The following is a 25,169-nucleotide window of genomic DNA, read 5'->3' on the forward strand; positions in this document are numbered from 1 at the left end:
CCTAACTTTACCTGTTGATAACCCTACTTTGCATTGCACTGCGCGATACTGATCACATCAACAGCAACACATAAGGAACATCAACATGAAAAAGCCATTCAAAGCAGGTATCGCACTACTGATCGCAGGTATGATGGTCTCTGGCATCGCACTTGCAAATGAGGGGAAACACGGTGATCGCAGCGAGCGTCACCTGCAGAAGATGCAGGAACGTCTTGAGCTGAGCGATGAGCAGGTTGAACAACTGCGGGAAAACTGGAAACAGCAGCATGAGTCACGCATGGAGAAGCGCGAAGAGATGCGTAGTGAGATGCGCGCGCAGCTGGCCGATATTCTGACACCAGAGCAGCTGGAAAAGATGGATGAACAGCGCAGCCAATGGCACAAAGGCGGTGATCGTGATGGTAAAAGAGGCATGAAGGGCGATTGCGGTGATCGTAACAAGGGTTAACAGTTTTACAGGCTCTTAATAAGCAAAAAGCGGAACCCTGGGGTTCCGCTTTTAGTTTCAGAAGCTCATGTGTCGCTGCTGCAAGATCAGGCAGTCCGCACAAAAATCAGATCCCAGACGCCATGGCCAAGATCTTCACCACGCTTCTGGAACTTGGTCACCGGGCGCCATTCCGGCTGTGGTGAGTACTGCCCTTCTCCGGCCTGATTCTCATAGCCCTCGGCAGCACTCATCACTTCCATCATGTGCTCGGCGTAGGGCCCCCAGTCGGTTGCCATATGGAACTGACCGCCCAGTTTGAGCTTGCGCCTGATCAGATCGGCAAACGCTGGCTGCACGATACGACGCTTGTTATGGCGTTTCTTCGGCCAGGGATCAGGAAAGAACAGCTGAACCGTTTCCAGTGAGGCATCCGGGACACATTTCTCCAGCACCTCCAGCGCATCCTCGCGATAGACGCGGATGTTGCCGATCTCTTCATCGCGCACATGCGACAGCAGGCGGCCGACACCCGGTGGATGCACTTCGATACCGATAAAGTTCTTCTGCGGCATGAGGCGAGCCATTTCGGCCAGTGAAGCCCCCATACCAAAGCCTATCTCCAACACGATATCCGCATCGCGCCCGAACACCTGGCTGAAGTCCTGCATCCCGGCGCTCAGTTCCAGCCCGAACACTGGCCAGTTCTCCTGCATCGCGCGCTCTTGCCCTTCGGTCATGCGGCCCGCACGGATAACAAAACTGCGTACCGAACGCAGGCTCTTCTGCTCTATCTCTTCACTCATATCAGACAATATCAGCCTTAACGGTTAATCAGGGTTGCATCCAGAGGCGAGGATGCACTGGCATAGGCCTTACGCGGCATGCGGCCGGCAATATAGGCCGCACGGCCCGCTTCCACCGCCAGACGCATCGCAGAAGCCATCAGCACCGGCTTACCGGCGGCGGCAATGGCCGTATTCATCAGTACACCGGCACAACCCATCTCCATTGCAATAGCAGCATCAGAGGCGGTGCCGACGCCAGCATCAACAATGATCGGCACTTTTGCTTCTTCCATGATGATACGTAGGTTATGCGGGTTCAGGATGCCCAGCCCAGAGCCAATCAGGGAGCCCAGGGGCATCACCGCGACACAGCCCATCGCTTCGAGCTCTTTTGCAACAATGGGATCATCACTGGTGTACACCATCACCTTGAATCCATCCTTGATCAGAGTTTCGGCGGCTTTCAGGGTTTCAACAATATTCGGATACAGGGTTTTCTCATCACCCAGCACCTCCAGCTTGACCAGATCATGCCCATCCATCAGCTCTCGCGCCAGCTTACAGGTACGCACCGCATCCTGTGCCGTATAGCAGCCAGCCGTATTAGGCAGAATCGTATAGCGATCCGGTGAGATCACATCCAGTAGGTTGGGCTCATTCGGGTTCTGGCCAATGTTAGTGCGACGTACCGCAACGGTGACGATTTCGGCACCACTGGCTTCAATCGCTTCACGAGTCTCATCCATGTCACGATATTTACCTGTACCCACCAGCAAACGTGACTGATAGGTTTTACCGGCAATGACAAGCGAGTCTTGCTGAAGATCGATGGCTGACATGTTATTTTCCTGGTTTTGATTACTGAATGTCTTACTCTGACAAATGGCTGACACCAGAACACTGATGCTCAGCCACCGCCGATCGCATGCACTATCTCGACGCGGTCGCCCGCCTTGAGGAGAGTCGCTGTATGTTCGCTGCGTGGAATAATATCCAGGTTCAGCTCTATGGCGATACGCTTCCCCGCCAGGCCAAGCCGCTCCGTCAGCTGTGAGAGGGTTATGGCGTCATCGGCCTCAAACGCTTCACCGTTCACCAGAATCTGCATGGTTATCTATCCTGTTGTTTTTCCAGTCTGATAACACTCCAGGCGAGGAAAGCCCAACCCAGAATGAATAGGATGCCACCGAGTGGCGTGATCATGCCCAGTTGCCTGATACCGGTCAGCGCCATCAGATACAGACTGCCGCAGAATAGCAACACTCCGGCCAGAAACAGCAACGCTGCCACCTTCAGCAGCGATACATCGCAAACGCGTTGCAGTATACCTGTTGCCAGCAGCGCCAGCGCATGCCAGAACTGATATTGTACAGCAGTCTGATACACCTGTTGCATACGAAGCTCGAGCACGTTGCTCAATGCATGCGCTCCAAAGGCGCCCAGCATCACTGCCATCATACCCAGTAAGGCCGCACACAGCAGGGTCTGACGTGACGCCACATTTGCCTCCGGACACTGACAATGTCAGCCTTTGATAACAATTGGAAGATCGGCCAGAGCCCGCCAGACCGACAAAGATAAAGCCGCACTGGGCGGCTTTATCGGTAAGAGTTGAGATTGGCCTGTCAGGCCTCCAGAGTCATGGCTCCACGAATCTTCTTCATTGCGTTCTTCTCCAACTGGCGAATACGCTCTGCCGACACTTCATATTTGGCGGCCAGATCATGCAGGGTGGCTTTCTCTTCACTCAGCCAGCGCTGCATCAGAATATCGCGGCTGCGCTCATCCAGTTCGTTCATCGCGGCCAACAGATGCTGTTGTGAACGCTCCTCCCAGTTAGACTCTTCGAACTGCATGGCAGGATCAGCATCGACATCTTCCAGATACATGGAGGGCGACCAGGCGACTATGTCATCATCGGTATCCGGAGCACCATCAAATGCGGTATCAAACGAGGCCATACGGCCTTCCATCTGACGCACGACAGCAGAATCAACACCCAGATCTTCAGCAACGGCAGACACCTCATCATTGGTCATCCAGCCCAGGCCCTTCTTCTGCGAGCGCAGATTGAAGAACAGCTTACGCTGTGCCTTGGTTGTTGCCACTTTGACGATACGCCAGTTGCGTAAAATAAATTCGTGCATCTCGGCCTTGATCCAGTGCACTGCAAACGATACCAGGCGCACACCAACTGATGGATCAAAACGTTTTACTGCCTTCATCAGGCCAACGTTACCTTCCTGGATCAGGTCAGCCAGCGGCAGCCCGTAACCGGAGTAGGATTTTGCAATATGGACAACAAAGCGCAGGTGCGACAGAACCAACTGACGGGCTGCCTCCAGATCGTTCTGGTAAAACAGGCGTTCTGCCAGTTCGCGCTCTTCGTCAGCAGTCAGAATCGGAATCGAACCTACGGTCTGTACATAGGCATTTACATTGCTACCCGGTGACAGGTGTTCAATGACTTGCAAGCTCTTGCCCATTCAGAAATAACCTCATTAAAGTTCAACAGTTTTCTCGTCGTGCTTATGATACCTGGCGGTATGAAAAAGTTCCCGCCGCTCCCTTTGCCAGCCAGAGCCGAATAAGGGACAGGAAAAAATACCGTTACAGAAGGCAAAATGCAAGCACAGCGAAGAGATGCTGCACATACGACAATATCTTGAGTTCAATATCAGTTCATGGTCACATGGAATCTCATATTAGCAACCACTGGAAAACAGACAACAAATGGACTTCGATCTCTTTACCCGATACTTTCTGGCGGCCTTCTTTCTGATGATAGGTGTGCTTTTTTCCTGTCGTGTGCTGGGCCAACAGCAGCGCGTCGGTTATGCAGTGATCCATTATGGGGCAAGCAGGTCCGGCACTTGGTGGCATCGCCAGCTGTTCAATTTTTTCCGAGCGGCAATTCTCGGTATCTGCGTGGTACGCGTGATCTGGCCAGAGGTGGATGGATGGCTTGGCATCCTGCCCTGGCTGTATCAGCCGGTTGTATTGTTTGTAGGTGTATTGCTGCTGCTGATAGCTTTCGGTCTGGTAAGTTTTATACAGGGGTTTCTTGGCAGTGACTGGCGCTCGGGGATAGATACTTCACATCCGCCGCCGCTGATTACTGAGGGCCCTTTCCGTTACAGCCGCAATCCAACCTACCTGGCAGTGATGACGGCGCAACTGGGATTTTTTCTGGCTTTGCCAAGCCTGTTTTCACTTGCGTGTCTGGTAGTGGGTGTCGCAGTACTGATGCGTCAGGCACTATCTGAAGAGCGGGAACTGACACGTTTGCACGGCCCGGCGTACCGGGCCTATTGCGAAAAGGTGCCGCGCTGGTTGGCGCGGTTATAAACAGCACGATCAGGTGGGTTCAATATCCCGCAAATGTCGACCTGTGACCAACCAGCCACCGCTTACTCCCAGCAGAAGGCCTGTCAGCAGCAGCATCAGACTGCCTTTCACACCCAACCCCTGCACACTGAAGCCGCTCATATAGAGCTGTGCCAGTTGGTTGACGGTATCGGTCATCAGCAACAATGCTACCTGAATCAACAGCCAGGCCAGAATCGCACCCAATAGCCCGTACCAGAATCCGGAGTAGAGAAAAGGGCGTCTTACCCAGGCATCAGTCGCACCGACCAGTTTGGCCACAATGATCTCATCGCGGCGGCTTTCCAGCGTCATGCGGATGGTGTTACCCACTACCAGCAACACCGTCAGCCCCAGCAGCCCCGCCAATACCCAGCTGAAGCGCTCCGCCAGACTGATATAAGCCTGTAAGCGCTGGATCCAGAGCATATCCACTACAGCCTCCTCCACTTCAGGCAGTGCATCCAGGTCGGCCTGTAACGTCAGCAGGCCCTGCTCCGTCTGATCTACCGGCAGCACCAGCACCACCGCAGGCAAGGGGTTCTCATCAAAAAAGCTCAGGATATCGCCAAAACCGGAATACTCACTGAAGTCCTGAAGAGCCCGCGCACGCTCAATCAGCTCGACGCTGCGCAAACCATCATGCAGCATCAGCTCCAGACTGAACTGCTCAACCCGCTCATCTGAGACGGCTTCATCGATATACAGCGCGATGCGCGGATCGGTATCCCATCCGGCTCCCAGCTGCTGGATATTCTGCAGCGCCGTCAGCATGAAGCCAGGCAGCGCCAGCGCTATTGCCAGCACAGCCAGTGTCATCAGAGTGGCGACAGGTGTCAGTACCATCCGCCGCAGGGATTGCACGGATACCTCAAGATGGTGGTTCGACCAACTGCGCAGCTTGTCACGAAAATCCACTCGATGGGCCACGGCACCGCGTGGCGTATTCTGCCCCTGATCGGGCCGATTCGACTTATCCACCGGACACCAGCCTTCCACCGCTGAGGGTGATGGTACGATGCCCCATGCGATTGATCAGCGACAGGTCATGGCTGGCAATCAACACGGTGGTGCCTACGCGGTTGAACTGTTCGAACAGGTGCATGACATCTTCCGACAGTGCCGGGTCGAGGTTACCGGTCGGCTCATCTGCCAGCAGCAGTTGCGGCTTGTGCACGATGGCGCGCGCAATACCGATGCGCTGCTGCTCACCGCTGGAAAGACTGATCGGGTTCTGCTGCTCTTTTTCCAGCAAACCGACCTTACTCAGCGCCGCACGCACACGTCTGGCCGCATCAACAGGATCATAACCGGAGATCTGCAGCGGCAGGGCAACGTTATCGAAAACACTGCGATCAAACAGCAGTTGATGGTTTTGAAACACCACCCCGATCCTCCGGCGGTGCCAGGGGATCATGTTGCGCTGGAGCTGAGCCAGATCCTGATCGCCAACCATCACCTGGCCTCGCGAAGGTCGCTCCATCAGCATGATCAGCTTCAACAGCGTGCTCTTTCCCGCTCCGGAATGCCCGGTAAGAAAAGCCATCTCGCCTGACTGAAGCGAGAAGTCCACACCGACCAGCGCATCGTGGCCACCTTCGTAGCGTTTACTGACATTGGTAAAACTGATTGCTGCCATGATCAGCCGAACTCCTTAAACCTGCACTCAGTCAAACAGCGCGTCAACAAACTCATCGGCGTCAAACGGGCGCAGATCATCCAACTGCTCACCCACCCCGATAAAGCGGATCGGCAGATCAAACTGCTTCGCAACCGCAAAGATGATACCGCCCTTCGCCGTCCCATCCAGCTTGGTCATGGTAATACCGGTCACACCCACAGCCTCCTTGAACTCTCGGGCCTGGCTGATGGCGTTCTGCCCGGTGCCGGCATCCAGCACCAGCATCACTTCATGCGGAGCGGTAGGATCCAGCTTCTGCATCACGCGCACCACCTTGGCCAGTTCCTGCATCAGGTTATCCTTGTTCTGCAAACGCCCTGCCGTGTCAGCGATCAGCACATCAATGCCTTTGGCTTTGGCAGATTGCAGCGCATCAAATATCACCGACGCGGAATCCGCACCGGTATGCTGCGCAATCACCGGGACCTTGTTGCGCTCACCCCAGACCTGCAACTGCTCGACCGCAGCGGCACGGAAAGTATCACCCGCAGCCAGCATCACGGATTTTCCTTCAGTCTGAAAGCGCTTGGTCAGTTTGCCAATGGTGGTGGTTTTACCGACACCATTCACACCGACCATCAGAATTACCATCGGCTTGCTATCCACAGCCGGCAATCCCTGCTGTGCACCACCGAGTAACGCCTTGAGCTCCTGCTTCAGAGCGTCCCGCAGAGCCTGAGGATCTTTCAGCTGTTTACGCTCGACACGATCCGTAAGCTTGCCGATGATCTCGGTGGTGGCATCCACCCCGACATCAGACATCAGCAGCAATGTTTCGATCTCTTCCAGCAGATCATCATCTATCTCGGTGCTGCCGCTGAACAGGTCACTGAGCTGCGCGGTAAGGTTGGCTTTGGTTCGGCTCAAGCCACTCTTTATTCGCTCAAACAGGCGTTGTTTGCGTACCTCAGGTGCTTCTGCCACAACCTCTGGTGCAGTTGCCGGCTTTTCTGATTCTTCTACCGACTCTGATGCAGGCTCTACAACCGGCACTTCCTTTGCCTCAACGGCTGGCGCTGCAACAGGTTCATCTGCGTCCTCTTCAGATTCAGCTAGCTCTTCAGATTCAGCTAGCTCTTCAGATTCAGCTACCTCTTCAGACTCAGCGATCACGGCCTCTTCCGGCTTGATCACTTCCACTTCGATCAGTGGTGACGAAGCCTTTTCCTCAACCTCCTCCACAGAGGCGGCCTCTACGACTATCTGCGGCGCGGGCTCTGGTGCAGGTGCAGGCTCTGGTGCAGGTTCTGATGCCTGTTCCGGCGTTGGTTCGGCTGTCGTCTCCGGTATAGGCTCAGATGCCGGCTCAGACTCAGCGGGTGGCGCCTGCTCCACATCAACTTTTGCTTGAGTTGCTGTCCCCGTATCGGTATCCGATGATCTCTTTCTGGCAGAAACATACACCAGTAAAATCACAATCAGGATGATAGCACCCAGAATATAGGGCAGAATATCCGGGTTCAGGCCAGTGTTGAGCATCCAGGTTTTCAGCGCTTCCATAAATCTGTCTTGTCCGCAAAGTTAAAGCCGGCACATCTGCGCCAGGCAAAATTTGGATTAGTCGATAAAGAGCTCCGTATGTTACCACAGTGCCTGAATTCATTAACCGGCCAGATGCAAATATGAACAACACCGAACATAAGCCACTTTTCAACCGCCGTTACCTGTATTGGCTGATGTGGGCAGTCGCCATCGCCATCGTGCTGCTGCAGACCCTGACGCGCGAAGATGTATTGCTTCTGGAGACAGGCTACTCCAGCGAACGCCAGGCCTACTGGCTGGAACAACCGAAACAGGAGCAAGTGCACACTCAACTGCTTATCATGACCGGACCGGCGCTCAGTGAGCAGGATATGCACAGGCAACGACTGATCAGCGAGGGGATCAATCAGCATCTGGCATCACCGGCACTGCAGGAGCAGGTTTCGGCATGGGGCTGGCAGATCAGCCTGACGGATGCCGCTGACCATCTGCTGTTGGAGATCATCAGCCCGGGCATGCCTCAACCATCTCAGCTTGAGTCCCTTACCGGTCTGCTGCAACAGCCGGCGACGATTGACAGCGACGCCCTGCGCCAGCGCATCCAGGCAGAGCGCTATATCCAGACCCAGAGCCCTCAGCCGAGGTTGTTGCAAGTAGCCATGAGCCAATTGGCGGCTATGTCGAATGCGAATACTGCGGAAACTGGGGATTATGCCACTGCGGTGCTGCAACTGCCGTGGCTCATCACCTTAAGCGGTCCATCACTGAATCTTGATGCATCAGCCGCGCCGCAAAGAGAAATGGATCCACAGTCGAGCGAACAGCCCTTAAGTCAGCAGCCAGAACCGCTACTGCTGCAGGGCTACCAGAGTGAACATCACCAATTGCATGCCTGGCCACTGAAAAGGCCCGATACACCCGAAGCCCTGGCACGCCAGCGTCTGAGTGCCGATCTGCTGACACAGTTGCTGCTGCAACCCCTGCCGGGGCAGCCGGAGTATCGCCTGGTCTGGAGTCCGATGAGCCCGATGGGATATGTCGCCATACTGCTGTCGCATCCGTCGCCTGAGCACTTGCCGACAGAGCAGATGCTGCTGGATCATCTGCAACAACACCTGACTGATGAGCTGCTGCAACAGTCCAGCCGTGCTCTGATGCAACAGACCCGGCAGATTCTGGATGACCCGGACGGACAACGTCGCTGGCTGAATCTACTGGCCCGTTATCAATTGCCTGCGGATAGCCATCAGGCGTTCCTGAACACTCTGGAGACGGTCACACTGGCGCAAATGCACGAGGTCATCAGTAACCTGCTGCCGCCAGCGACCACCATCCGTATCATGCTGCAACCCTATTGAGAGTTATCTATCATGAGCCGTCGCAACAGTGCCGCCCGCCCGAGACCGAAGCTACCCGTAGAGGAGTCCGTGTTGCGGATCATTGGGGGTGAATGGCGTAGTCGCAAGATCCCTTTCCCGGCGATAGAAGGGCTGCGCCCCACGCCCGACCGCGTCAGAGAAACACTTTTTAACTGGCTGCAGGCCTATACAGCCGGCTCAAACTGTCTTGATCTTTTCTGTGGCAGCGGTGCCCTGGGGCTGGAAGCACTATCCAGAGGGGCGCAGCATGTCACGTTTGTGGATCAGGCACCCGAGGTGGTGAACCAACTGAAGAGCAATCTGCAACTGCTCAAAGCTCAGAATGCTGAAGTGATAGCAGCCTCAGCCATGAGTTGGCTTGAACAGCGAGTGACTGACGAAGAGGCACGCTATGATCTGGTATTTCTCGACCCGCCCTTTCGCAAGCAGTTGATCGAGAAGGTAGCGATATTGCTGGAATCACGTAATCTGCTGCGTGATGGCTCACTCATCTACCTTGAGACCGAGGCAGAGTGGGTGCCTCAGGGTATCTTGCAGCATTGGGAACTGTTACGGGAAAAGACCGCCGGGCAGGTGGTCTCACGCCTGTATCGTTATAACCCACCTCAACTGCCCGAAACACCATCACCGTGAATAGCTGATTACTTCGCAGCCTGAGCCCGCAACCCCAGCATCATCATATCCACCAGAGCGGGCCCTGTTTTCGCCAGATTGAATCGGTCCGGTGCCAGCAACGCCTGGTCCAGTAATCCAAAGATGGCGATATACAGGTTATCCGCAAGATGATCGATATTCGCCTTCTTCTTCAGCTCTTTCTTCTTCTGCGCCACTTTCAGAAAAGAGCGGATATAACCACGCCACTCTTCAGCATCAGCGCTGAGCTGCTCCTCCAGTAGCAATAACTCAGGCCGATTTGCCGTCTGCAAGCGGAACAGCCGATAGCCCTGCTGCTGTAGCGGTTCGGATGCCATCACACTGACAATCCCCTTGAGATAGAGTGTCAGTGCGTCCAGCGCATTCTGCCTGGCGGCCTGCTGCTGCTCGATATATTGAGCCTCGAATGGCGACTCCACCTGGAAATAGAGCTGCCTCAGCAGCTCATCACGGTTTTTAAAATGCCAATAGAGCGCACCATGCGTGACTCCCGCCTCAGCAGCAATCTCTTTCAACGAGGTATTGGCCAACCCTTTTTCAGAAAAAATACGCATCGACACTTCCAGCAGCTGCTGACGTGTCTGCTCTGCTTCAGCTTTGGTTTTCCTGACCACAACACCTCCTGATCCCCGGCCTGCAATCAACGGTTTATCAAAGTACCTGCGGGATACTCGGTAAGTTTTTATATTAACTGGATTTAATCTACCACATGAATAGCTGCACTCAACCATCGGTGTCACACTTTCACAAAAGTGTCATAAACAACAGGAGTCTGGGAGTGATAGATTTATTTTCATATAACAGAATGAACTATAAAATTATTTGTTTTATGCCATTTGGTTAATGTATCATCCATTTTTGTATTTGTATGCCCAACGTAATTCGGCTAACATCCGCGGAAAATATCTAGCTGATGCGCTGCGGGGACAAAATGAATACAGCTGTCTATCCTGGCACTTTTGATCCAATTACCAACGGCCATGCCGATCTGGTCGAGCGTGCAGCCAAGCTGTTTGACAAGGTTGTTCTGGCAGTGGCTGCCAGCACCAAGAAGAATCCACTCCTGCCGCTGGACCTGCGGGTCAAGCTGGCGGAAGATACCTTCATACATCTGCCAAATGTTGAAGTTGTTGGATTTGACTGTCTGCTGGCTGATCTGGTTCATCAGGTAGACGCGAACATCATCCTGCGAGGATTGCGGGCGGTGTCGGACTTTGAGTATGAGTTTCAGCTGGCCAATATGAATCGTAAGCTGACACCCCATGTTGAAAGCATGTTTTTAACACCCGCAGAACATCTCTCTTTCATCTCATCGACCCTGATAAGAGAGATCGCCCTGCTGGGTGGAAATGTTGACCAGTTCGTGCCGCCAGCGGTATCAGCCGCACTGAAACAGCACCTGAGTCAGGCAAAATAAGTCATTTGAGTCAATGAGGTAGCCGTCATGGCATTGTTAATCACCGATGAATGCATCAACTGTGATGTTTGCGAGCCGGAGTGCCCTAATGAGGCGATTTCTCCCGGTGAAGAGATCTATGTGATCGACCCGAATAAATGTACCGAATGCGTCGGCCACTATGACACACCGCAGTGCGTCGAAGTTTGCCCTGTCGACTGTATCCCGAAAGACCCTGAGCATGTCGAAACCACGGATATGCTGATGGACAAGTACAAGGTTCTGACAGGCCAGGCCTGATCAACGGAATAAACCTTATTCAGGACGGGTCAGTCCCATCAAAAAAGGCGATCAGTGATCGCCTTTTTTGCTTTCTGCTGCGAGATCTCTCTCAGAGCCGGATCTGCAGTTCATTCAACCCGAACTCCTTGTCCAGCCGCTGCCCGATCAGATTATCCGCCACCAGATGATGGGCATACTGCATGTGCAAACAACGCACTCGGTCCCACTGCGCAATTCCACCGATCGCCAACTGATTAAAAAGATCCGTGAAGCCCTGCTCCTCTATGGAAGCCCTGTCTTCAGGATCCATCAGCTGCCAACGCAGATCAACATAAGCCTGCTGTTGCTGTCGATAGATTTCACGCAGTTCTGCATCCGTCTGCAACTCCTGCTCCATCTGCTTGATCCAGCCGGTGCTCTCGATGCGCGCCAGCTCACGATCCAGATCCTTTGAGCTGAGCCAGAAGAGCGTCGGAAAAGGTTTACCACCCACCAGTGAACGCATCTGCAGCACCACCGGCACACCGGCTTCAGTCGCCCAGGCGACACTGACAATGCCCCGCGGAGCTCTGCCTAACTGCTGTTTAATCATCTCAAGTTGCTGTTCAGTGGGTTGCATCTTTCTCGTAGCCTGTCATGGATTCTTCGCCTCCCGAATCAGAGGCGTAAGGGGCTGATTATACCTGAGCATAGGCCTCGCTACGACCCAACCAGCGCCTGATCAGCGCCTCCCCAAGCGCAGGGGTACCATTCAGTTGTGGCGCCGTCTCGCGGACACGCAAAAGGAGATCACTGTCGCGTTGCAGGTCGGCAATTCTGAACTGCATCATGCCGGTCTGACGCGTACCAAGAACCTCACCCGGCCCTCGCAACTCAAGGTCTTTCTCGGCAATACGAAAACCATCATTGGTTTCACGCATCACCCCCAGTCGCTCGCGCCCCTGACGCGACAGCGGCGCCTGATACATCAGCACACAAAAACTCTCCACCGAGCCACGTCCGACTCGCCCGCGCAGCTGATGCAGCTGTGCCAGTCCAAGTCGCTCCGGATTTTCAATGATCATCAGGCTGGCATTGGGTACATCCACACCCACTTCAATCACTGTTGTAGCCACCAGCAGCTGCAGTTCAGCCGACTTGAAGCGGGCCATCACATCAGCCTTCTCGGTGGATTTCATCCGCCCGTGTACCAGTCCGATTCGCAACTCCGGTAACTGCTCCTGGAGCATCTCAGCCGTCACTTCTGCCGCCTGACACTGCAACACTTCCGACTCCTCAATCAGCGTACAGACCCAGTAAGCCTGCCTGCCCTCATTGCAAGCCTGACGCACCCTGTCGATAACCTGATCGCGCCGGCTGTCGGCGATCACCACGGTATTTACCGGTGTACGGCCGGGAGGTAGTTCATCGATGATGGAGCAATCGAGATCGGCGTAGGCGCTCATCGTCAGCGTGCGTGGAATCGGTGTCGCGGTCATGATCAGTTGATGCGGTGCCATACCACCCTGGCAGCCCTTCTCCCGCAGGCTCAGACGTTGATGCACACCGAAACGGTGTTGCTCATCAATCACCACCAGCGCCAGGCGCTTAAATACCACATCCTCCTGAAACAGAGCATGAGTGCCGACGATCACCTGAGATTCACCGTTCGCCATCGCCTCAAGCTGGGCCTGACGCTGCTTACCCTTCACCTTGCCAGCCAGCCAGCCCACACGCAGACCCAGTGGCTGAAACCATTGGGTAAAATTCAGCAGATGCTGCTCGGCCAGTATTTCAGTAGGCGCCATGATGGCAGCCTGATAACCGCTCTCGACCGCCTGCAACGCCGCCAGAGCGGCCACCAGTGTTTTGCCCGACCCGACATCCCCCTGAATCAAACGCAGCATAGGCACGCCTTTGAGCAGATCCTCAGCGATTTCACTCACTACACGCCGCTGCGCTCCAGTCGGAGAAAAGGGTAGTTGTTGTAGAAAGGGTTCGCTGAACACACCTGTTGCCTTGAGAACAGGAGCAGGCTGATTGCGAATCTGCTGTCGGATTTTCAACAGCGACAGATGATGCGCCAGCAGTTCCTCATAAGCGAGACGGCGCTGGGCCGGATGCATCCCCTCCAGCAGCAGGTGCTGATTAGCATCCACCGGTGGCTGATGCAGATAACGAATCGCCTCAGCCAGCAACGGCAGCTTCCACTGCTTGCGCAGATGTTCAGGCAACAGGTCTTCAAGCAGGTCCTGACCCAGCAACGTCAGCACCTGGCGTATCAAGCTGCGAATACGCGCCTGCTGCAGTCCTTCCGTCAGTGGATAAACCGGAGTCAGGGTCTCTTCTACCGGCACCGGTATATCACTGCTGACGGCACGGTATTCTGGGTGAACAATTTCCAACCCACCCGCGCCAGGCCTGACTTCGCCAAAGCAGCGGATTGTTTTACCCGGTGCCAGCGCCAGCTTCTGTGCAGCCGAGAAATGAAAAAAACGCAAGCTCAGTGTACCGGTGCCATCCTGTATTCGACACAGCAGACTTCTGCGCCGCCCCATCACCACATCGCTGACACGGATCTCTCCCTGTACCACCACTTCATCACCCGGGCGCAAGGCGCCAAGCGGGCTGATACGGGTACGATCCTGATAGCGCAACGGCAGATGCAGCAGCAGATCCTGCAGCGTGTGTATGCCCAGACGCGAGAGCTTGAGCGCCAGCGCGGCGCCCACGCCCTTGAGCTGGGTGACTTCGGATGCCGGGTGTAACAGTGGCATCAGCTGTTATCCACAGGCTTCACCTGACAGCGATTGATCGCTTGCACCAGCACTTCTATCGCCTGTGGACGTGGAAAACTGGCGCGCCAGGCCAGAGCCACGGTGCGCATTGGTGGAGGAGAACGGAAAGGGCGAACAGCAACAAGAGGTGTGGATGGATGGCCCTCCACCGCTGACAACGGCAACACACTGCTGCCCAGTCCTGAAGCCACCATCATGCGGATCGTTTCCAGTGAGCTACCCTCATTCAACAGATGCTGGCCATGCAGGGTGTTATTGAGTGTCGGGCAGGCCTCCAGCACCTGATCGCGGAAACAGTGCCCCTCGCCCAGCAGCAGCATCCTCTCCTCGCCCATCACGGCAGGATCAACCTCCTTTTGCTGGGTCAGAGGATGATCTTTCGGCATCACCATGACAAAAGGTTCATCGAAGATCGCGCGCGTCAATACATCCGCCTCGTTGAAAGGCAGGGCGATGATGATCGCATCCAGCTCGCCGTTACGTATCTTGATGCGCAGCTTTTCTGTGAAATTCTCTTCAATATAAAGTGGCATCTGTGGGGCCAGTTGCTGTACTTCAGGGATTAACTGCGGAAACAGATAGGGGCCGATCGTGTAGATGGCCCCCACACGCAGCGGACTGGCGAGCTGATCGCGTCCGTGCTTGGCCAGATCGCGCACGATATCTGCCTGTTCCAGCACGATCTGCGCCTGACGGATCACCTTGGCACCGATCGGCGTGACTCTGACTGCGCTCTTGCTGCGCTCGAACAGGGCAACACCCAGCTCCTCTTCCAGCTTTTTGACTGCGATGGAGAGCGTCGGCTGTGACACATAGCACCGCTCAGCGGCATGGCCAAAGTGCTGCTCCTGGGCCAGGGTGACAATGTAACGTAGCTCTGTCAGCGTCATGCGCTTTCCTCTGTTAAGATAACGACTTATACCGCAAGGAGACCCATATGAACCAGACCAGCATTCTGATTGCAGGATGCGGAGATGTCGGATCGGCACTCGGCCTTCAGTTAATCGCTGAGGGCGCCAGCGTCCATGGCATTCGCCGTAATATAAACCAGCTGCCTGCAGGCATAAAGGGAATTGCCGCGGATATGAGTGACCCCGCCACGCTGAGCGCACTGCCGGAGTGTGAATATCTGGTCTGGCTGGCCAGTGCCACGGATCACACCGAGGAGGGATACCGGCAAGCCTATATCGAGAATCTGAAGCACTTGCTGGCAGCGCTTCCGGCATCACCCAGACATCTTTTCCTGGCCAGCAGCAGTGGTGTTTATCATCAGGCGAATGGCGAATGGGTCGATGAGGATAGCCCCACCGAGCCAGAAGGCTTCAGCGGCAAGGCTCTGTTGGAGGGGGAGAGGCTCGCGCTTGAATGCGGCATTCCGTGCAGCATAGTGCGCTTTTCAGGCATCTACGGACCGGGCCGTAACCACCTGATTAATCAGGTAATTGCCGGAATCGCTGCGCCGGATCAACCGGTACATTTCAGCAATCGGATTCATCGTGATGACTGCGCTGGCGTGTTAGCCCACCTGATCAAGCTACACATGGCTGGCGAGCAACTGGCCGACTGCTATCTGGCAAGTGACGACCTGCCGGTGCCCCTGTCCGAGGTGATGCAGTGGCTGGCAGAGCAGACTGGCAGCGAGATCACCGAGCACCGGATCATTCGTCGTGGTGGCAGCAAACGCTGCAGTAACCAGAAGCTCAAGGCTACCGGTTACTGCTTTATCCATCCCGATTATCGGACTGGTTTCGACGATCAGGTTTCAGCGATCAGATAAACAGGACTGGGCGCTGAAACCAGGCGTGAAGCCTCTCGGGATCAGAGCACAGCAAACTCTTCCAGCAGTTTTTGCTGTGCACAGAAGCGTTCTTCACCCTCTGCCGGCTTCTGCAGCGCATAGCTGCCATCTGAATGCAGCTCCCAGCTCTGGGTATTATCCTGCAGGTAATAATCCAGTTCGTTCTTGATGCGCTCTGCGTTCTTGCCGGTCAACTGGAAGCCGGTTTCAACACGGTGCAGCATGTTACGCTCCATCCAGTCGGCACTGCTGCAGTACACCAGCGGATCACCACTGTTGGCAAAGTAGTACACGCGGGTATGCTCAAGAAAACGCCCGACTATCGAGTGCACCCGAATATTTTCGGAAATGCCTTCGAGTCCCGGACGCAGTCGGCACATGCCACGGATAATCAGATCGACCTGTACACCGGCCTGGGATGCCTCATAAAGCGCGCGGATCAGCTTCGGCTCGGTCAAGCCATTCACCTTGATGATGATATGTCCATTCTGCCCAGCCTGATACTGGCGTATCTCGTTGTAGATCAGCTCCAGCATACGGGCATGCAGTGTGAAGGGGGCGTTATACAGCTTCTTCAGTTTCTGAATCTTGCCCATGCCAGTCAGTTGCTGGAACACCTTGTGTACATCTTCGCCGACATCGGCATCAGCGGTCAGATAGCTGTAATCTGTGTACAGACGCGCCGTACCGGAGTGATAGTTGCCGGTACCCAGATGGCAGTAGCGCACCAGGTTGCTTCCCTCGCGACGCACGATCAATACCATCTTGGCATGGGTCTTGTAACCGACCACACCATAAACCACCAGACAACCAGCCTCCTGCAAACGACTCGCCAGGTTGAGGTTACTCTCTTCATCGAAGCGCGCACGCAGTTCTATGACAACCGTCACCTCCTTGCCGTTACGGGCAGCATCCACCAACGAGTTGACGATGTCGGACTTGACCCCTGTACGATAGAGCGTCTGCTTGATCGCGATCACATCAGGGTCCTTGGCCGCCTGACGCAGTAGATCCAGCACCGGAGAAAATGATTGGAAAGGATGATGCAGCAGAATATCGCCTTTGCGCAGAATAGTGAAAATATCCTTATCTGTCCTCAGTTTACCGGGCATACCAGGGGTGAAAGGTCGCCAGTGCAGTGCGGGGCGATCGACCAACTCACTCAATGCACTGAGGCGGGTCAGGTTAACCGGTCCGTCCACGCGGTAAACGTTACTGTCGGCGAGGCGAAACTCTTCCTGCAAAAAGGTGATCAGATCCTGAGGCGAGCGGTTATCCACCTCCAACCTGACCGCATCCCCGAACTTCCGTGAATGCAGCTCACCTCTGAGGGTATGCGCCAGATCTTCGATCTCTTCAAGATCAAAGCTCAGATCGGCATTTCGTGTGATACGGAACTGATAGCAGCCACGCACCTTCATGCCCGGGAAGAGCTCGGCCGCGAACTCATGGATGATAGACGACAGGAAGATCAGATTCTCTCCTCCCTCACACAACTCATCCGGCAGACGAATCAGACGAGGCAGAGAGCGTGGGGCAGGAATGATGGCCAGCCCTGTCTCACGACCGAAGGCATCCTTACCCTCCAACTGCACAATGAAGTTAAGGCTCTTGTTGACCAGACGCGGAAAAGGGTGTGAAGGATCCAGACCGATCGGGCTGATCACCGGTAGCACCTTCTCCTCGAAGAAGTTCTTGATCCAGACACGTTGAGTATCATTCCACAGGCCACGGCGCTTGAAATGGATCCCCTGCGCCTCGAGTGCCGGAAACATGATCTCATTCAGGATCTTGTACTGGCGCTCAACATTGATTTCGCTGATTTCGCGAATCTTCTCCAGCACCTTCTGCGGATGCAGTGCATCCGGACCGACATCCTCGCGCCCATACTTGAGCTGACGCATCTGCTCAGCAACACGTATCTCAAAAAACTCATCCAGATTGCTGGAAAAGATCAACAGGAACATCAGTCGCTCCAGCAGTGGATAACTCTCATCCAGTGCCTGCTCGAGGACTCGCACGTTGAACTGAAGATGGCTGAGTTCACGGTTGATATAGAGCTCCGAAGCCTTCAGATCAACCGGCACCTCCTCTATCGGGTCTATGGTCGGCAGAATCTCCCGGCTCTCCAGCAGAGCAGCAGCCGCCTCGGCCGTCACCTGCTCCTCAACCTGCTCGTTCAGCAACAGCGCTTCTTCACTCATCGACATGGGTTCCTGTTTACAAAATTGTCTACTGCTGCAGGGCTTTTACGGCTCTGACAGCAAAATAGGTCAGGATGCCATCGGCTCCTGCCCGTTTAAACGCCAGCAGCGATTCCAGCATCACACTGCGTTCATCCAGCCAGCCATTCTGAAATGCCGCCATATGCATCGCATATTCGCCACTGACCTGATACACGAAAGTCGGCACCTTCAGCTCGGTTTTAACGCGACGCACGACATCCAGATAGGGCATGCCCGGTTTGACCATCACCATATCGGCGCCCTCGGCCAGATCCAGCGCCACCTCATGCAACGCCTCATCCGAGTTGGCCGGGTCCATCTGGTAGCTGAACTTGTTGCTCTTGCCCAGATTCGCCGCTGACCCCACCGCATCACGGAAGGGGCCATAATAGGCACTGGCATACTTGGCAGAATAGGCCATGATGCGGGTATTGACGAACCCCTCGGCTTCCAGAGTTTCACGAATCGCCCCGATACGGCCATCCATCATATCGCTCGGCGCCACCACATCTGCCCCTGCTTCGGCGTGTGACAACGCCTGCTGCATCAGAGTTTCGACAGTACGATCATTCAGCACATAGCCTTTATCATCAATAATGCCATCCTGACCATGTGTGGTGTAAGGGTCCAGCGCAATATCGGTGATCACACCCAGCTCCGGACAGGCATCCTTAACCGCTTTGATTGCACGCTGCGCCAGACCATCGGGGTCATAGGCCGCTTCGGCAAACTCGGATTTGGCACCGGCTGCGACAACCGGAAAAAGCGCCATCGCCGGAATACCCAGACTCACCAGCAGCCTGGCTTCCTCCACCAGCAGATCAATCGACATGCGCTCTATTCCGGGCATCGAAGACACGGCTTCACGCTGCCCCTTACCTTCAATAACAAACATCGGATAGATCAGATCATCCGGTGTCAGGATGTTTTCGCGCATCAGTCGACGGCTGAAATCATCCGCTCGCATCCGGCGCATACGGGTTTCCGGAAAAAAACGCTGGCTGTTTGTAAATCCCACGGCACAGTTCCTATTCAAGAGCTTAATTGGACGACACAAAGATGACAGATGTATGACGCTGACTGATGGCACCAGTGCGCCGCCTCATGATATTTAACACTATTCTACTCCAATCACGGGGCGTTGACAGATGATGCAGGTCAGCCTCTGAGGTCATAAAGCGGGGATCAGTTATGAATACCACTTATAACAGTCAGACCCACCTATATTATCGATGGGTAGTCATCTGATTCATATCATTTAAGCTGGTTGCACGACAATCATAACATGTTGAAATATAATACTTAATTATACATTTAAAACGGAATGTATAATTAGGAAAAACTCCTATATCAAGATTTTTCTCATAGTCCATAATAGGTCACATGGATCTCCTGTTCACGGACGATACTAAAGGACGGCAGAGCATGCGGCCATGGATGCTTGGATGGCAGAAGCCTTATGGCTTTGGAGCGCAAGGATAGGATCGCCAAATGAAAGGGGTGTATTATGGATAATACACCCCTTTTGCCTTTTCAGGCCTGAACACTTTTAATTCTGCTTATTCAGCCAACCGCCACACCTGTTTTTGTCACAGCTATTTCTGTCCAACCACTTCTGTCACACCTGCTTTTATCTTAGCCGCTTTACCAGAGCTGATTCGCCAGCTCCTGTGGCGACTCAACAGCACCCTCTTTAAGCCAGCGCGCAACTCTTCCGGCAACATCCGGAAGTCTCATCTCATCAGCGCCAGCCCGGCTCAACCAGGTTCTCATCAACGTTTTATCGAAATCCTGAAGAATACTCGCACGCTGCATCTGCTCAAGGATCACCGCATTCGAATACTGCTCTACCTGGCCCTTCAGCGGTTTCACTAACAGCTTCTTGCCACTTTGCATCGCCTCACTGCACAGCCCGAACCCCGCATTACAGATCACACCACCGCAACGTGCAAGATCCTGCTGAAACCCTTCACGCGACAAGGGTAAAAAGGTGAGATTCCCTTCACAACCTGGCGTTTCGGTTTTCAGGTAAATTCTGAACTGATATTCGGGAAACTGCAGCAACCAGTGCCGGACCTCTGCACCGTCCTCAAACGGAAGGTAGACCAGTATCGTTGACGCATCATGATGCAGGGGATAGGTTTGAGGCAGTATCAGCGGAGGCAGAATCGGAGCATCAAATGCCTGCCAGTGTATGCCCAGCCGGATATCTGTCGGCGCAAAGAGAGAAACGGCCTGCTTGAGCAAGGGTGCTTTTTCAGTGCCGGGTAAAGGAAAACACAAGGCGTATTGATGCGCCAGCCCTATACAACGTCGCTTCTGTCGCCAAGCCGCCCAAGCCGCAACTGGCTCGAAGTCGGTCAGTACCAGCTCATAAGCGCTCAGGTCCAGATTACGCACATCACGGTAAAACTCACCGACTCGACTCTTCCTCAGAGTCTGCCACTTTGACACTTTGCTGCCATGAGTGGCCAGAGTCAGGCCGGTACGCGTCTGATACTGGCCAAAACACTCCATATCAAAGTAGGCATCAGGATCTCTCCCACTGAACAGATAATCTGCCTGTATACCAGCTTGCTGCAAAGCGGGCGCCATCACGCGAGCCCGTGTGATGTGCCCGTTGCCCGTACCCTGTACCGCATAGAGGATTCGCATACTGTCTCCTGATCCGGATAGATCAGAAGATTATGAAGAGCGCAGGATGACACTACAGTGACATCGCAATGACGTCTTGATGACACAGATCCTGCTCAGCTCGATTCAGACCAGCGTCTTTCTGAACCACTCAGCCGTCATCCCGGCCAGAAGCACAGGGTCATCCCAGGGCAACATGTGACCACCATCCTCAACAGGAAGCAGGGTGAAAGGATGCTTCATCGCTTTGATGATACGCTGCGAATAGGCGATCGAAAGCACATCATCGCGAGTCCCATGAATAATTGCTGCTTTGAAATCATAGGCTTGCTGCATCACACCACTACGATAAGTGAACAGACTGGCAAGGGTTCCCAGAGGATAGTCGTAGATCAGTCTCGGATCGTTTTTAATCTCCTCCCTGGCAGGATGAGACGCCAGCAATCGATCATAATCCAGTACTGACTTCAGCGGCAGCTTCCAGGAAGGGAACAGCATCGCGCTCCCCCAGGTCCAGCTCCAACCTAACTGATGCAGAAAATCGGGCGCCTCTTCGGTCAGTAGCAGCGTTCCGCAAAGTACCGACTTCACTCTTTCATCACGCTCGGCCAGGGCCGCCGCCAGCAAACCACCTATCGAGTAACCATAAACCCCGACAGGACCCGAGAAGCGCTGCTGAAGATAATCAAGCACCTGCTGCAGGTCTTCGACAACCTGCTCGACACGATAGTCGCCCCGCTCCCCTTTCGAGTAGCCATGGCCACGCATATCAACGCCCACAACATTGAAGCCTGCTTCGGATACACGCCCCAGCAGCTCGGCATAGAGCTCACAATAGGTGCCCAGTCCGGGTAAAAACAGCAGAATCGGCGAATCCGGTGCATGTTCGTAAAGCTCACAATGCACAGCACCATCACCGACCTGAAACACCTCGCGCCGGGCCAGCCACTGATGCAAGGCCAGCTTATCGCGCAGACGCTCGCGCTGTTCGTTACTCTCTTTCACTTCGTCGGTACTGGTATTGATCCAGCCAAATGCACTATTCATAACAATTACTCGCTTGGTGCCAAAGCGCTACTTCTGACAATAACTACAAAATACACTGCTTCTCTGCCCGAGTTTGATCTCTTTCAGAGGTGCTGCGCAGGTTTTACAGGGCTCACCTGCTCTGCCATAGACGTATAATTCCTGCTGAAAATAACCGGGCTTGCCATCGCCTCCGACAAAATCACGCAGTGTTGTACCGCCACGCTGGATCGCATAACCGAGTATACGCTTGATCTCGATCACCAGACGCGCCAGCCTCTCAGCTGATATACGCCCCGCAGCTCTTCTGGGATCTATTCCTGCGGCAAACAGCGCCTCGCTGGCGTAGATATTGCCGACACCCACTACAACGTGGCTATCCATGATCAACTGTTTGATCGCGCAGCGTCGTCCCTTACAACAAGCATACAGGTATTCGGCATCAAACATATCACCAAGTGGCTCAGGCCCCAGCCTGGCCAGCAACGGATGCTCCGTGCCTCTGGGCTGCCATAGCACAGAACCAAAGCGACGCGGATCCGTGAGGCGCAACAACTGGCCATTATCCAGCTCCAGATCAACATGGTCATGCTTACCTGCCGGCGCCCCCTGCGGCAATATCCGCAGACTGCCCGACATCCCCAGATGCACCAGCAGATCCCCCTGATCAAAACCGATCAACAGGTACTTGCCACGGCGTGACACCTGCAGAACCCTTCTCTGAGGCAGCAGCTCCGTCAACTCTGCAGGAACCGGCCAGCGCAGCCGCGGCTGGCGCACCACCAGTCGACTGACATGACGCCCTGTAACATGAGGCTCGATCCCTCGGCAGGTCGTTTCAACTTCAGGTAACTCAGGCATGACTTTCTCTCTTCCCCGACATCAGGATTTGGCAACGGCAGGCGCGCGCAGTACCTTATATACACCGACTACGGTCACCGCAATACCCAACAGTGCCAGCCATGACAACTGCTCATCAAACAGCCACCAGGCCTCCAGCACCGTCAGCGGGGGTACCAGGTAGAAGTAGCTGGCCACTCGCGAGACTTCGCCACGGCGAATCATCAGCATCAGCAGCAGAATCGCTCCCACCGACAGGCCGAACACCAACCACAGCAGTGCACCGATCAGTTCAGGATGCCAGACGATCTCGCCCGTCTCAAACAACCAGGTGAGAATGCCCATGCTGATCACGGTCGACAGGTACTGAAAGAAAGAACCGGTCAACAGATCCACACCCGCACCGAAGCGTTTCTGATACAGGGTACCGACCGATATACCCAATAGCGCCAGCAGCACAGCAATCAAGGCAACAAACTTCACCTCAAACTGCTGCCCCTGCAGCCCGCTGAGCAGGACTATACAGACACCGGCCAGACCGGCCACCAGTCCCAGCCATTGCTGCCAGTGCAGGCGCTGATGCAGCCAATACCAGGACATCACTGCGGTCAGCAGCGGTTGCAGACCCACAATCAAGGCCGTCACCCCGGCTGGCAGCTGCCAACGGATCGCCGCAAAGACGCCCCCGAGATAAGCAGCATGCACCAGCAACCCAACTACCATCTGGTGCCCGGCATTGCGCCGCGAGGGCCAACTTGCCCGGAAAATAACAATCAGCAGCAGAAAAACCGCCAGGGTCATCAGCATGCGGATAAACAGAAGGTTGAAAGGCTCAATCCACGGCAACGCATATCTGGCGCCGATAAAGCCGGTACTCCAGAGCAGCACAAACACAAAAGGGATCAGTCGCACCATCTTATTCAGCTCCACATGGGAATGACAAAGTCACAACTAAAACGCATCCTGACAGTAGCAGATTGCAGAGCACAAAACGAAAAAAACCCGGCACTGAGTCCGGGCTTTTTTATGCACAGAGATGTGCAGTATGCTGGCAACGCAGGAGCAGTTGCCAGTCTTGTCAGCTGAGATCAATATTACTTGATCTTGGCTTCCTTGTAGATCACGTGCTGACGGACAACAGGATCGTATTTCTTGAATTCGAACTTGTCCGGAGTGTTACGCTTGTTCTTGTCGGTAGTGTAAAAGTGACCTGTTCCTGCAGAGGAAACCAGTCGAATCTTTTCACGAGCGCCTTTCTTAGCCATCGTCTAGCTCCTCAAACCTTCTCGCCACGGGCACGCAGTTCGTTCAGAACAACTTCAATGCCTTTCTTATCAATGATACGCATGCCTTTTGAAGAAACACGCAGACGGATAAAACGGTTTTCATTCTCTACCCAGAAACGGTGCCAGTGCAGGTTCGGCAGAAAACGACGACGCGTTTTACGGTTGGAGTGGGAAACATTGTTCCCGGTCATCGGGCCTTTGCCCGTTACCATGCAAACTCGAGACATTGCATTAACCCTGAAATTGTTAGTTACGTTTACCCTATCCGATGTTTATTGAGAGCGAATACCAATGCTCTCTCAGGCGGAGCGTTCAATGATCCGAACAGAATCCCGTACCATTAAGGGATAGGAGGGCGCATATACTATCCGAACTATCGCCATTAAGCCAGCTGATTGTTGATTTTTTATCCACCTCCTCAGATCCAGCCCCGTTCAGCAAACGAAATCACCTCGCTGTCGCCGACCACCATATGATCCAGCACGCGGATATCGACCAGTTCAAGGGCGCTTTTGAGGCGGTCGGTGATCTGACGATCAGCCATCGAGGGCTCGGCAATACCTGAGGGATGGTTGTGCGCGAGGATCATCGCAGCAGCATTATGCGCCAGTGCCAGCTTGACCACCTCCCGCGGGTAGACGGATGCCGCATTGATCGTGCCCTGAAACAGAGCCTCGTAATGGATCACACGATGGTGGTTATCCAGCAGCAGACAGGAGAACACCTCCCGCGGCTCATGTCGAAGCTGTGCCGTCAGATAGCGCTTGACGGTCTGTGGGCTGTCCAGTGCCGAACCTCGACTCAGACTCGCCTCGAGATGCCTGCGTGCCATCTCCAACACCGCCTGCAACTGCACATACTTGGCACTGCCCAGTCCATGTGCCTGACAAAACTCCGGCTCAGAGCACTCCAGCAGGCGCCTCAACCCACCGAAATGATGCAGCAGTTCACGTGCCAGATCGACCGCACTCTTACCCTTGACCCCTGTGCGCAGAAAGATCGCCAACAGTTCCGCATCCGATAACGCCGCCGCACCCTGCGCCAATAGCTTTTCTCTTGGCCGCTCTGCAGCCGGCCAGTCTGTGATGGCCATAATCACCTCCTTGTGATTGCTCAATCTGGGCA

28 protein-coding genes are annotated in these 25,169 nt (G+C 54.5%); 7 read left to right on the plus strand and 21 right to left on the minus strand.

Translation table 11 applies throughout. The features are described from left to right. Window positions 1-85: 85 nt before the first annotated feature. Window positions 86-451, plus strand: a complete 366-nt coding sequence (locus ACK3CJ_RS21375) for a Spy/CpxP family protein refolding chaperone (RefSeq protein WP_409524216.1) — start codon at window positions 86-88, stop codon at window positions 449-451. Window positions 452-537: 86 nt separating this feature from the next. Here ACK3CJ_RS21375 and trmB read toward each other — a convergent pair whose 3' ends face one another. The 5 genes from trmB to rpoH all read right to left on the minus strand — a co-directional run bounded on the left by trmB (window position 538) and on the right by rpoH (window position 3,704). Further along, window positions 538-1,236 (minus strand): tRNA (guanosine(46)-N7)-methyltransferase TrmB, encoded by a 699-nt coding sequence (trmB, locus tag ACK3CJ_RS21380; protein WP_409524217.1) that lies wholly within the window; start codon window positions 1,234-1,236, stop codon window positions 538-540. 17 nt (window positions 1,237-1,253) lie between these two features. Beyond that, window positions 1,254-2,057 carry a thiazole synthase gene (locus tag ACK3CJ_RS21385; RefSeq protein WP_409524218.1) on the minus strand — a complete coding sequence of 268 codons (804 nt, stop codon included), beginning with the start codon at window positions 2,055-2,057 and terminating at the stop codon, window positions 1,254-1,256. Window positions 2,058-2,125: 68 nt separating this feature from the next. Next, complete coding sequence (thiS, locus tag ACK3CJ_RS21390) at window positions 2,126-2,326, minus strand: sulfur carrier protein ThiS (RefSeq protein WP_409524219.1); 201 nt, start codon at window positions 2,324-2,326, stop codon at window positions 2,126-2,128. Window positions 2,327-2,328: 2 nt separating this feature from the next. Further along, window positions 2,329-2,718: a DUF423 domain-containing protein gene (locus tag ACK3CJ_RS21395; protein ID WP_409524220.1), complete on the minus strand. Its 390-nt coding sequence runs from the start codon at window positions 2,716-2,718 to the stop codon at window positions 2,329-2,331. A 125-nt stretch (window positions 2,719-2,843) separates the two neighbouring features. Beyond that, a complete protein-coding gene (rpoH, locus tag ACK3CJ_RS21400; protein ID WP_409524221.1) occupies window positions 2,844-3,704 on the minus strand; it encodes an RNA polymerase sigma factor RpoH in 861 nt (286 codons plus the stop codon). A 247-nt stretch (window positions 3,705-3,951) separates the two neighbouring features. Here rpoH and ACK3CJ_RS21405 point away from each other — a divergent pair, with 247 nt between their 5' ends. Continuing rightward, window positions 3,952-4,566: a methyltransferase family protein gene (locus ACK3CJ_RS21405; protein ID WP_409524222.1), complete on the plus strand. Its 615-nt coding sequence runs from the start codon at window positions 3,952-3,954 to the stop codon at window positions 4,564-4,566. 9 nt (window positions 4,567-4,575) lie between these two features. Here the strand turns inward: ACK3CJ_RS21405 and ftsX are convergent, their stop codons facing one another. The 3 genes from ftsX to ftsY are packed head-to-tail and all read right to left on the minus strand — an operon-like array spanning window position 4,576 to window position 7,765. After that, on the minus strand, window positions 4,576-5,565 hold the full coding sequence (gene ftsX / locus ACK3CJ_RS21410; protein WP_409524223.1) for a permease-like cell division protein FtsX: 990 nt from the start codon (window positions 5,563-5,565) through the stop codon (window positions 4,576-4,578). Continuing rightward, window positions 5,558-6,223: a cell division ATP-binding protein FtsE gene (gene ftsE / locus ACK3CJ_RS21415; protein WP_409524224.1), complete on the minus strand. Its 666-nt coding sequence runs from the start codon at window positions 6,221-6,223 to the stop codon at window positions 5,558-5,560. The genes ftsX and ftsE overlap by 8 nt, the downstream gene beginning before the upstream one ends. A gap of 27 nt (window positions 6,224-6,250) precedes the next feature. Beyond that, entirely contained in the window at window positions 6,251-7,765 is a 1,515-nt protein-coding gene (gene ftsY, locus ACK3CJ_RS21420; protein ID WP_409524225.1) for a signal recognition particle-docking protein FtsY, read from the minus strand. A gap of 122 nt (window positions 7,766-7,887) precedes the next feature. Between ftsY and ACK3CJ_RS21425 the strand changes: the two genes are divergently transcribed. Then, a complete protein-coding gene (locus ACK3CJ_RS21425; protein ID WP_409524226.1) occupies window positions 7,888-9,105 on the plus strand; it encodes a hypothetical protein in 1,218 nt (405 codons plus the stop codon). Between the two features lie 12 nt (window positions 9,106-9,117). After that, a complete protein-coding gene (rsmD, locus tag ACK3CJ_RS21430) occupies window positions 9,118-9,759 on the plus strand; it encodes a 16S rRNA (guanine(966)-N(2))-methyltransferase RsmD (protein ID WP_409524227.1) in 642 nt (213 codons plus the stop codon). A gap of 8 nt (window positions 9,760-9,767) precedes the next feature. Here the strand turns inward: rsmD and ACK3CJ_RS21435 are convergent, their stop codons facing one another. Next, window positions 9,768-10,394: a TetR family transcriptional regulator gene (locus tag ACK3CJ_RS21435; protein ID WP_409524228.1), complete on the minus strand. Its 627-nt coding sequence runs from the start codon at window positions 10,392-10,394 to the stop codon at window positions 9,768-9,770. 317 nt (window positions 10,395-10,711) lie between these two features. Here ACK3CJ_RS21435 and coaD point away from each other — a divergent pair, with 317 nt between their 5' ends. Then, entirely contained in the window at window positions 10,712-11,197 is a 486-nt protein-coding gene (gene coaD / locus ACK3CJ_RS21440; protein WP_409524229.1) for a pantetheine-phosphate adenylyltransferase, read from the plus strand. A 27-nt stretch (window positions 11,198-11,224) separates the two neighbouring features. After that, window positions 11,225-11,476, plus strand: a complete 252-nt coding sequence (locus ACK3CJ_RS21445; RefSeq protein ID WP_409524230.1) for a YfhL family 4Fe-4S dicluster ferredoxin — start codon at window positions 11,225-11,227, stop codon at window positions 11,474-11,476. Window positions 11,477-11,567: 91 nt separating this feature from the next. On the opposite strand, the gene ACK3CJ_RS21450 is transcribed toward ACK3CJ_RS21445, so the two are convergent. The 3 genes from ACK3CJ_RS21450 to ACK3CJ_RS21460 are packed head-to-tail and all read right to left on the minus strand — an operon-like array spanning window position 11,568 to window position 15,125. Then, the gene (locus tag ACK3CJ_RS21450) at window positions 11,568-12,077 is read right to left on the minus strand and encodes a DUF501 domain-containing protein (protein WP_409524231.1); all 510 of its coding nucleotides are present in this window, start codon (window positions 12,075-12,077) and stop codon (window positions 11,568-11,570) included. 58 nt (window positions 12,078-12,135) lie between these two features. Beyond that, window positions 12,136-14,214, minus strand: a complete 2,079-nt coding sequence (recG, locus tag ACK3CJ_RS21455) for an ATP-dependent DNA helicase RecG (RefSeq protein ID WP_409524232.1) — start codon at window positions 14,212-14,214, stop codon at window positions 12,136-12,138. After that, window positions 14,214-15,125, minus strand: a complete 912-nt coding sequence (locus tag ACK3CJ_RS21460) for a hydrogen peroxide-inducible genes activator (RefSeq protein ID WP_409524233.1) — start codon at window positions 15,123-15,125, stop codon at window positions 14,214-14,216. The genes recG and ACK3CJ_RS21460 overlap by 1 nt, the downstream gene beginning before the upstream one ends. Before the next feature lie 47 nt (window positions 15,126-15,172). Between ACK3CJ_RS21460 and ACK3CJ_RS21465 the strand changes: the two genes are divergently transcribed. After that, the gene (locus ACK3CJ_RS21465) at window positions 15,173-16,012 is read left to right on the plus strand and encodes an SDR family oxidoreductase (protein ID WP_409524235.1); all 840 of its coding nucleotides are present in this window, start codon (window positions 15,173-15,175) and stop codon (window positions 16,010-16,012) included. 41 nt (window positions 16,013-16,053) lie between these two features. On the opposite strand, the gene ppk1 is transcribed toward ACK3CJ_RS21465, so the two are convergent. The 9 genes from ppk1 to radC form a co-directional block, all read right to left on the minus strand. After that, entirely contained in the window at window positions 16,054-18,237 is a 2,184-nt protein-coding gene (gene ppk1 / locus ACK3CJ_RS21470) for a polyphosphate kinase 1 (RefSeq protein WP_409524236.1), read from the minus strand. A 28-nt stretch (window positions 18,238-18,265) separates the two neighbouring features. Continuing rightward, window positions 18,266-19,276, minus strand: a complete 1,011-nt coding sequence (gene hemB / locus ACK3CJ_RS21475) for a porphobilinogen synthase (RefSeq protein WP_409524237.1) — start codon at window positions 19,274-19,276, stop codon at window positions 18,266-18,268. Window positions 19,277-19,902: 626 nt separating this feature from the next. Beyond that, on the minus strand, window positions 19,903-20,913 hold the full coding sequence (locus ACK3CJ_RS21480) for an MJ1255/VC2487 family glycosyltransferase (protein ID WP_409524238.1): 1,011 nt from the start codon (window positions 20,911-20,913) through the stop codon (window positions 19,903-19,905). Between the two features lie 105 nt (window positions 20,914-21,018). Next, complete coding sequence (locus ACK3CJ_RS21485; RefSeq protein ID WP_409524239.1) at window positions 21,019-21,939, minus strand: alpha/beta hydrolase; 921 nt, start codon at window positions 21,937-21,939, stop codon at window positions 21,019-21,021. 27 nt (window positions 21,940-21,966) lie between these two features. Further along, the gene (gene mutM, locus ACK3CJ_RS21490; protein ID WP_409524240.1) at window positions 21,967-22,779 is read right to left on the minus strand and encodes a bifunctional DNA-formamidopyrimidine glycosylase/DNA-(apurinic or apyrimidinic site) lyase; all 813 of its coding nucleotides are present in this window, start codon (window positions 22,777-22,779) and stop codon (window positions 21,967-21,969) included. Between the two features lie 21 nt (window positions 22,780-22,800). Beyond that, window positions 22,801-23,673, minus strand: coding sequence for a DMT family transporter (locus tag ACK3CJ_RS21495; RefSeq protein ID WP_409524241.1), 873 nt, complete (start codon window positions 23,671-23,673; stop codon window positions 22,801-22,803). 179 nt (window positions 23,674-23,852) lie between these two features. Then, on the minus strand, window positions 23,853-24,023 hold the full coding sequence (rpmG, locus tag ACK3CJ_RS21500) for a 50S ribosomal protein L33 (RefSeq protein WP_409524242.1): 171 nt from the start codon (window positions 24,021-24,023) through the stop codon (window positions 23,853-23,855). 11 nt (window positions 24,024-24,034) lie between these two features. Further along, window positions 24,035-24,271 (minus strand): 50S ribosomal protein L28, encoded by a 237-nt coding sequence (rpmB, locus tag ACK3CJ_RS21505; protein ID WP_409524243.1) that lies wholly within the window; start codon window positions 24,269-24,271, stop codon window positions 24,035-24,037. 191 nt (window positions 24,272-24,462) lie between these two features. Beyond that, window positions 24,463-25,137: a RadC family protein gene (radC, locus tag ACK3CJ_RS21510; RefSeq protein ID WP_409524244.1), complete on the minus strand. Its 675-nt coding sequence runs from the start codon at window positions 25,135-25,137 to the stop codon at window positions 24,463-24,465. Between the last annotated feature and the right edge of the window lie 32 nt (window positions 25,138-25,169).

Origin of the sequence: Nitrincola salilacus (assembly GCF_046271865.1) — a bacterium.
In the GTDB taxonomy this organism is placed as follows: Bacteria; Pseudomonadota; Gammaproteobacteria; order Pseudomonadales; family Balneatricaceae; genus Nitrincola; species Nitrincola salilacus.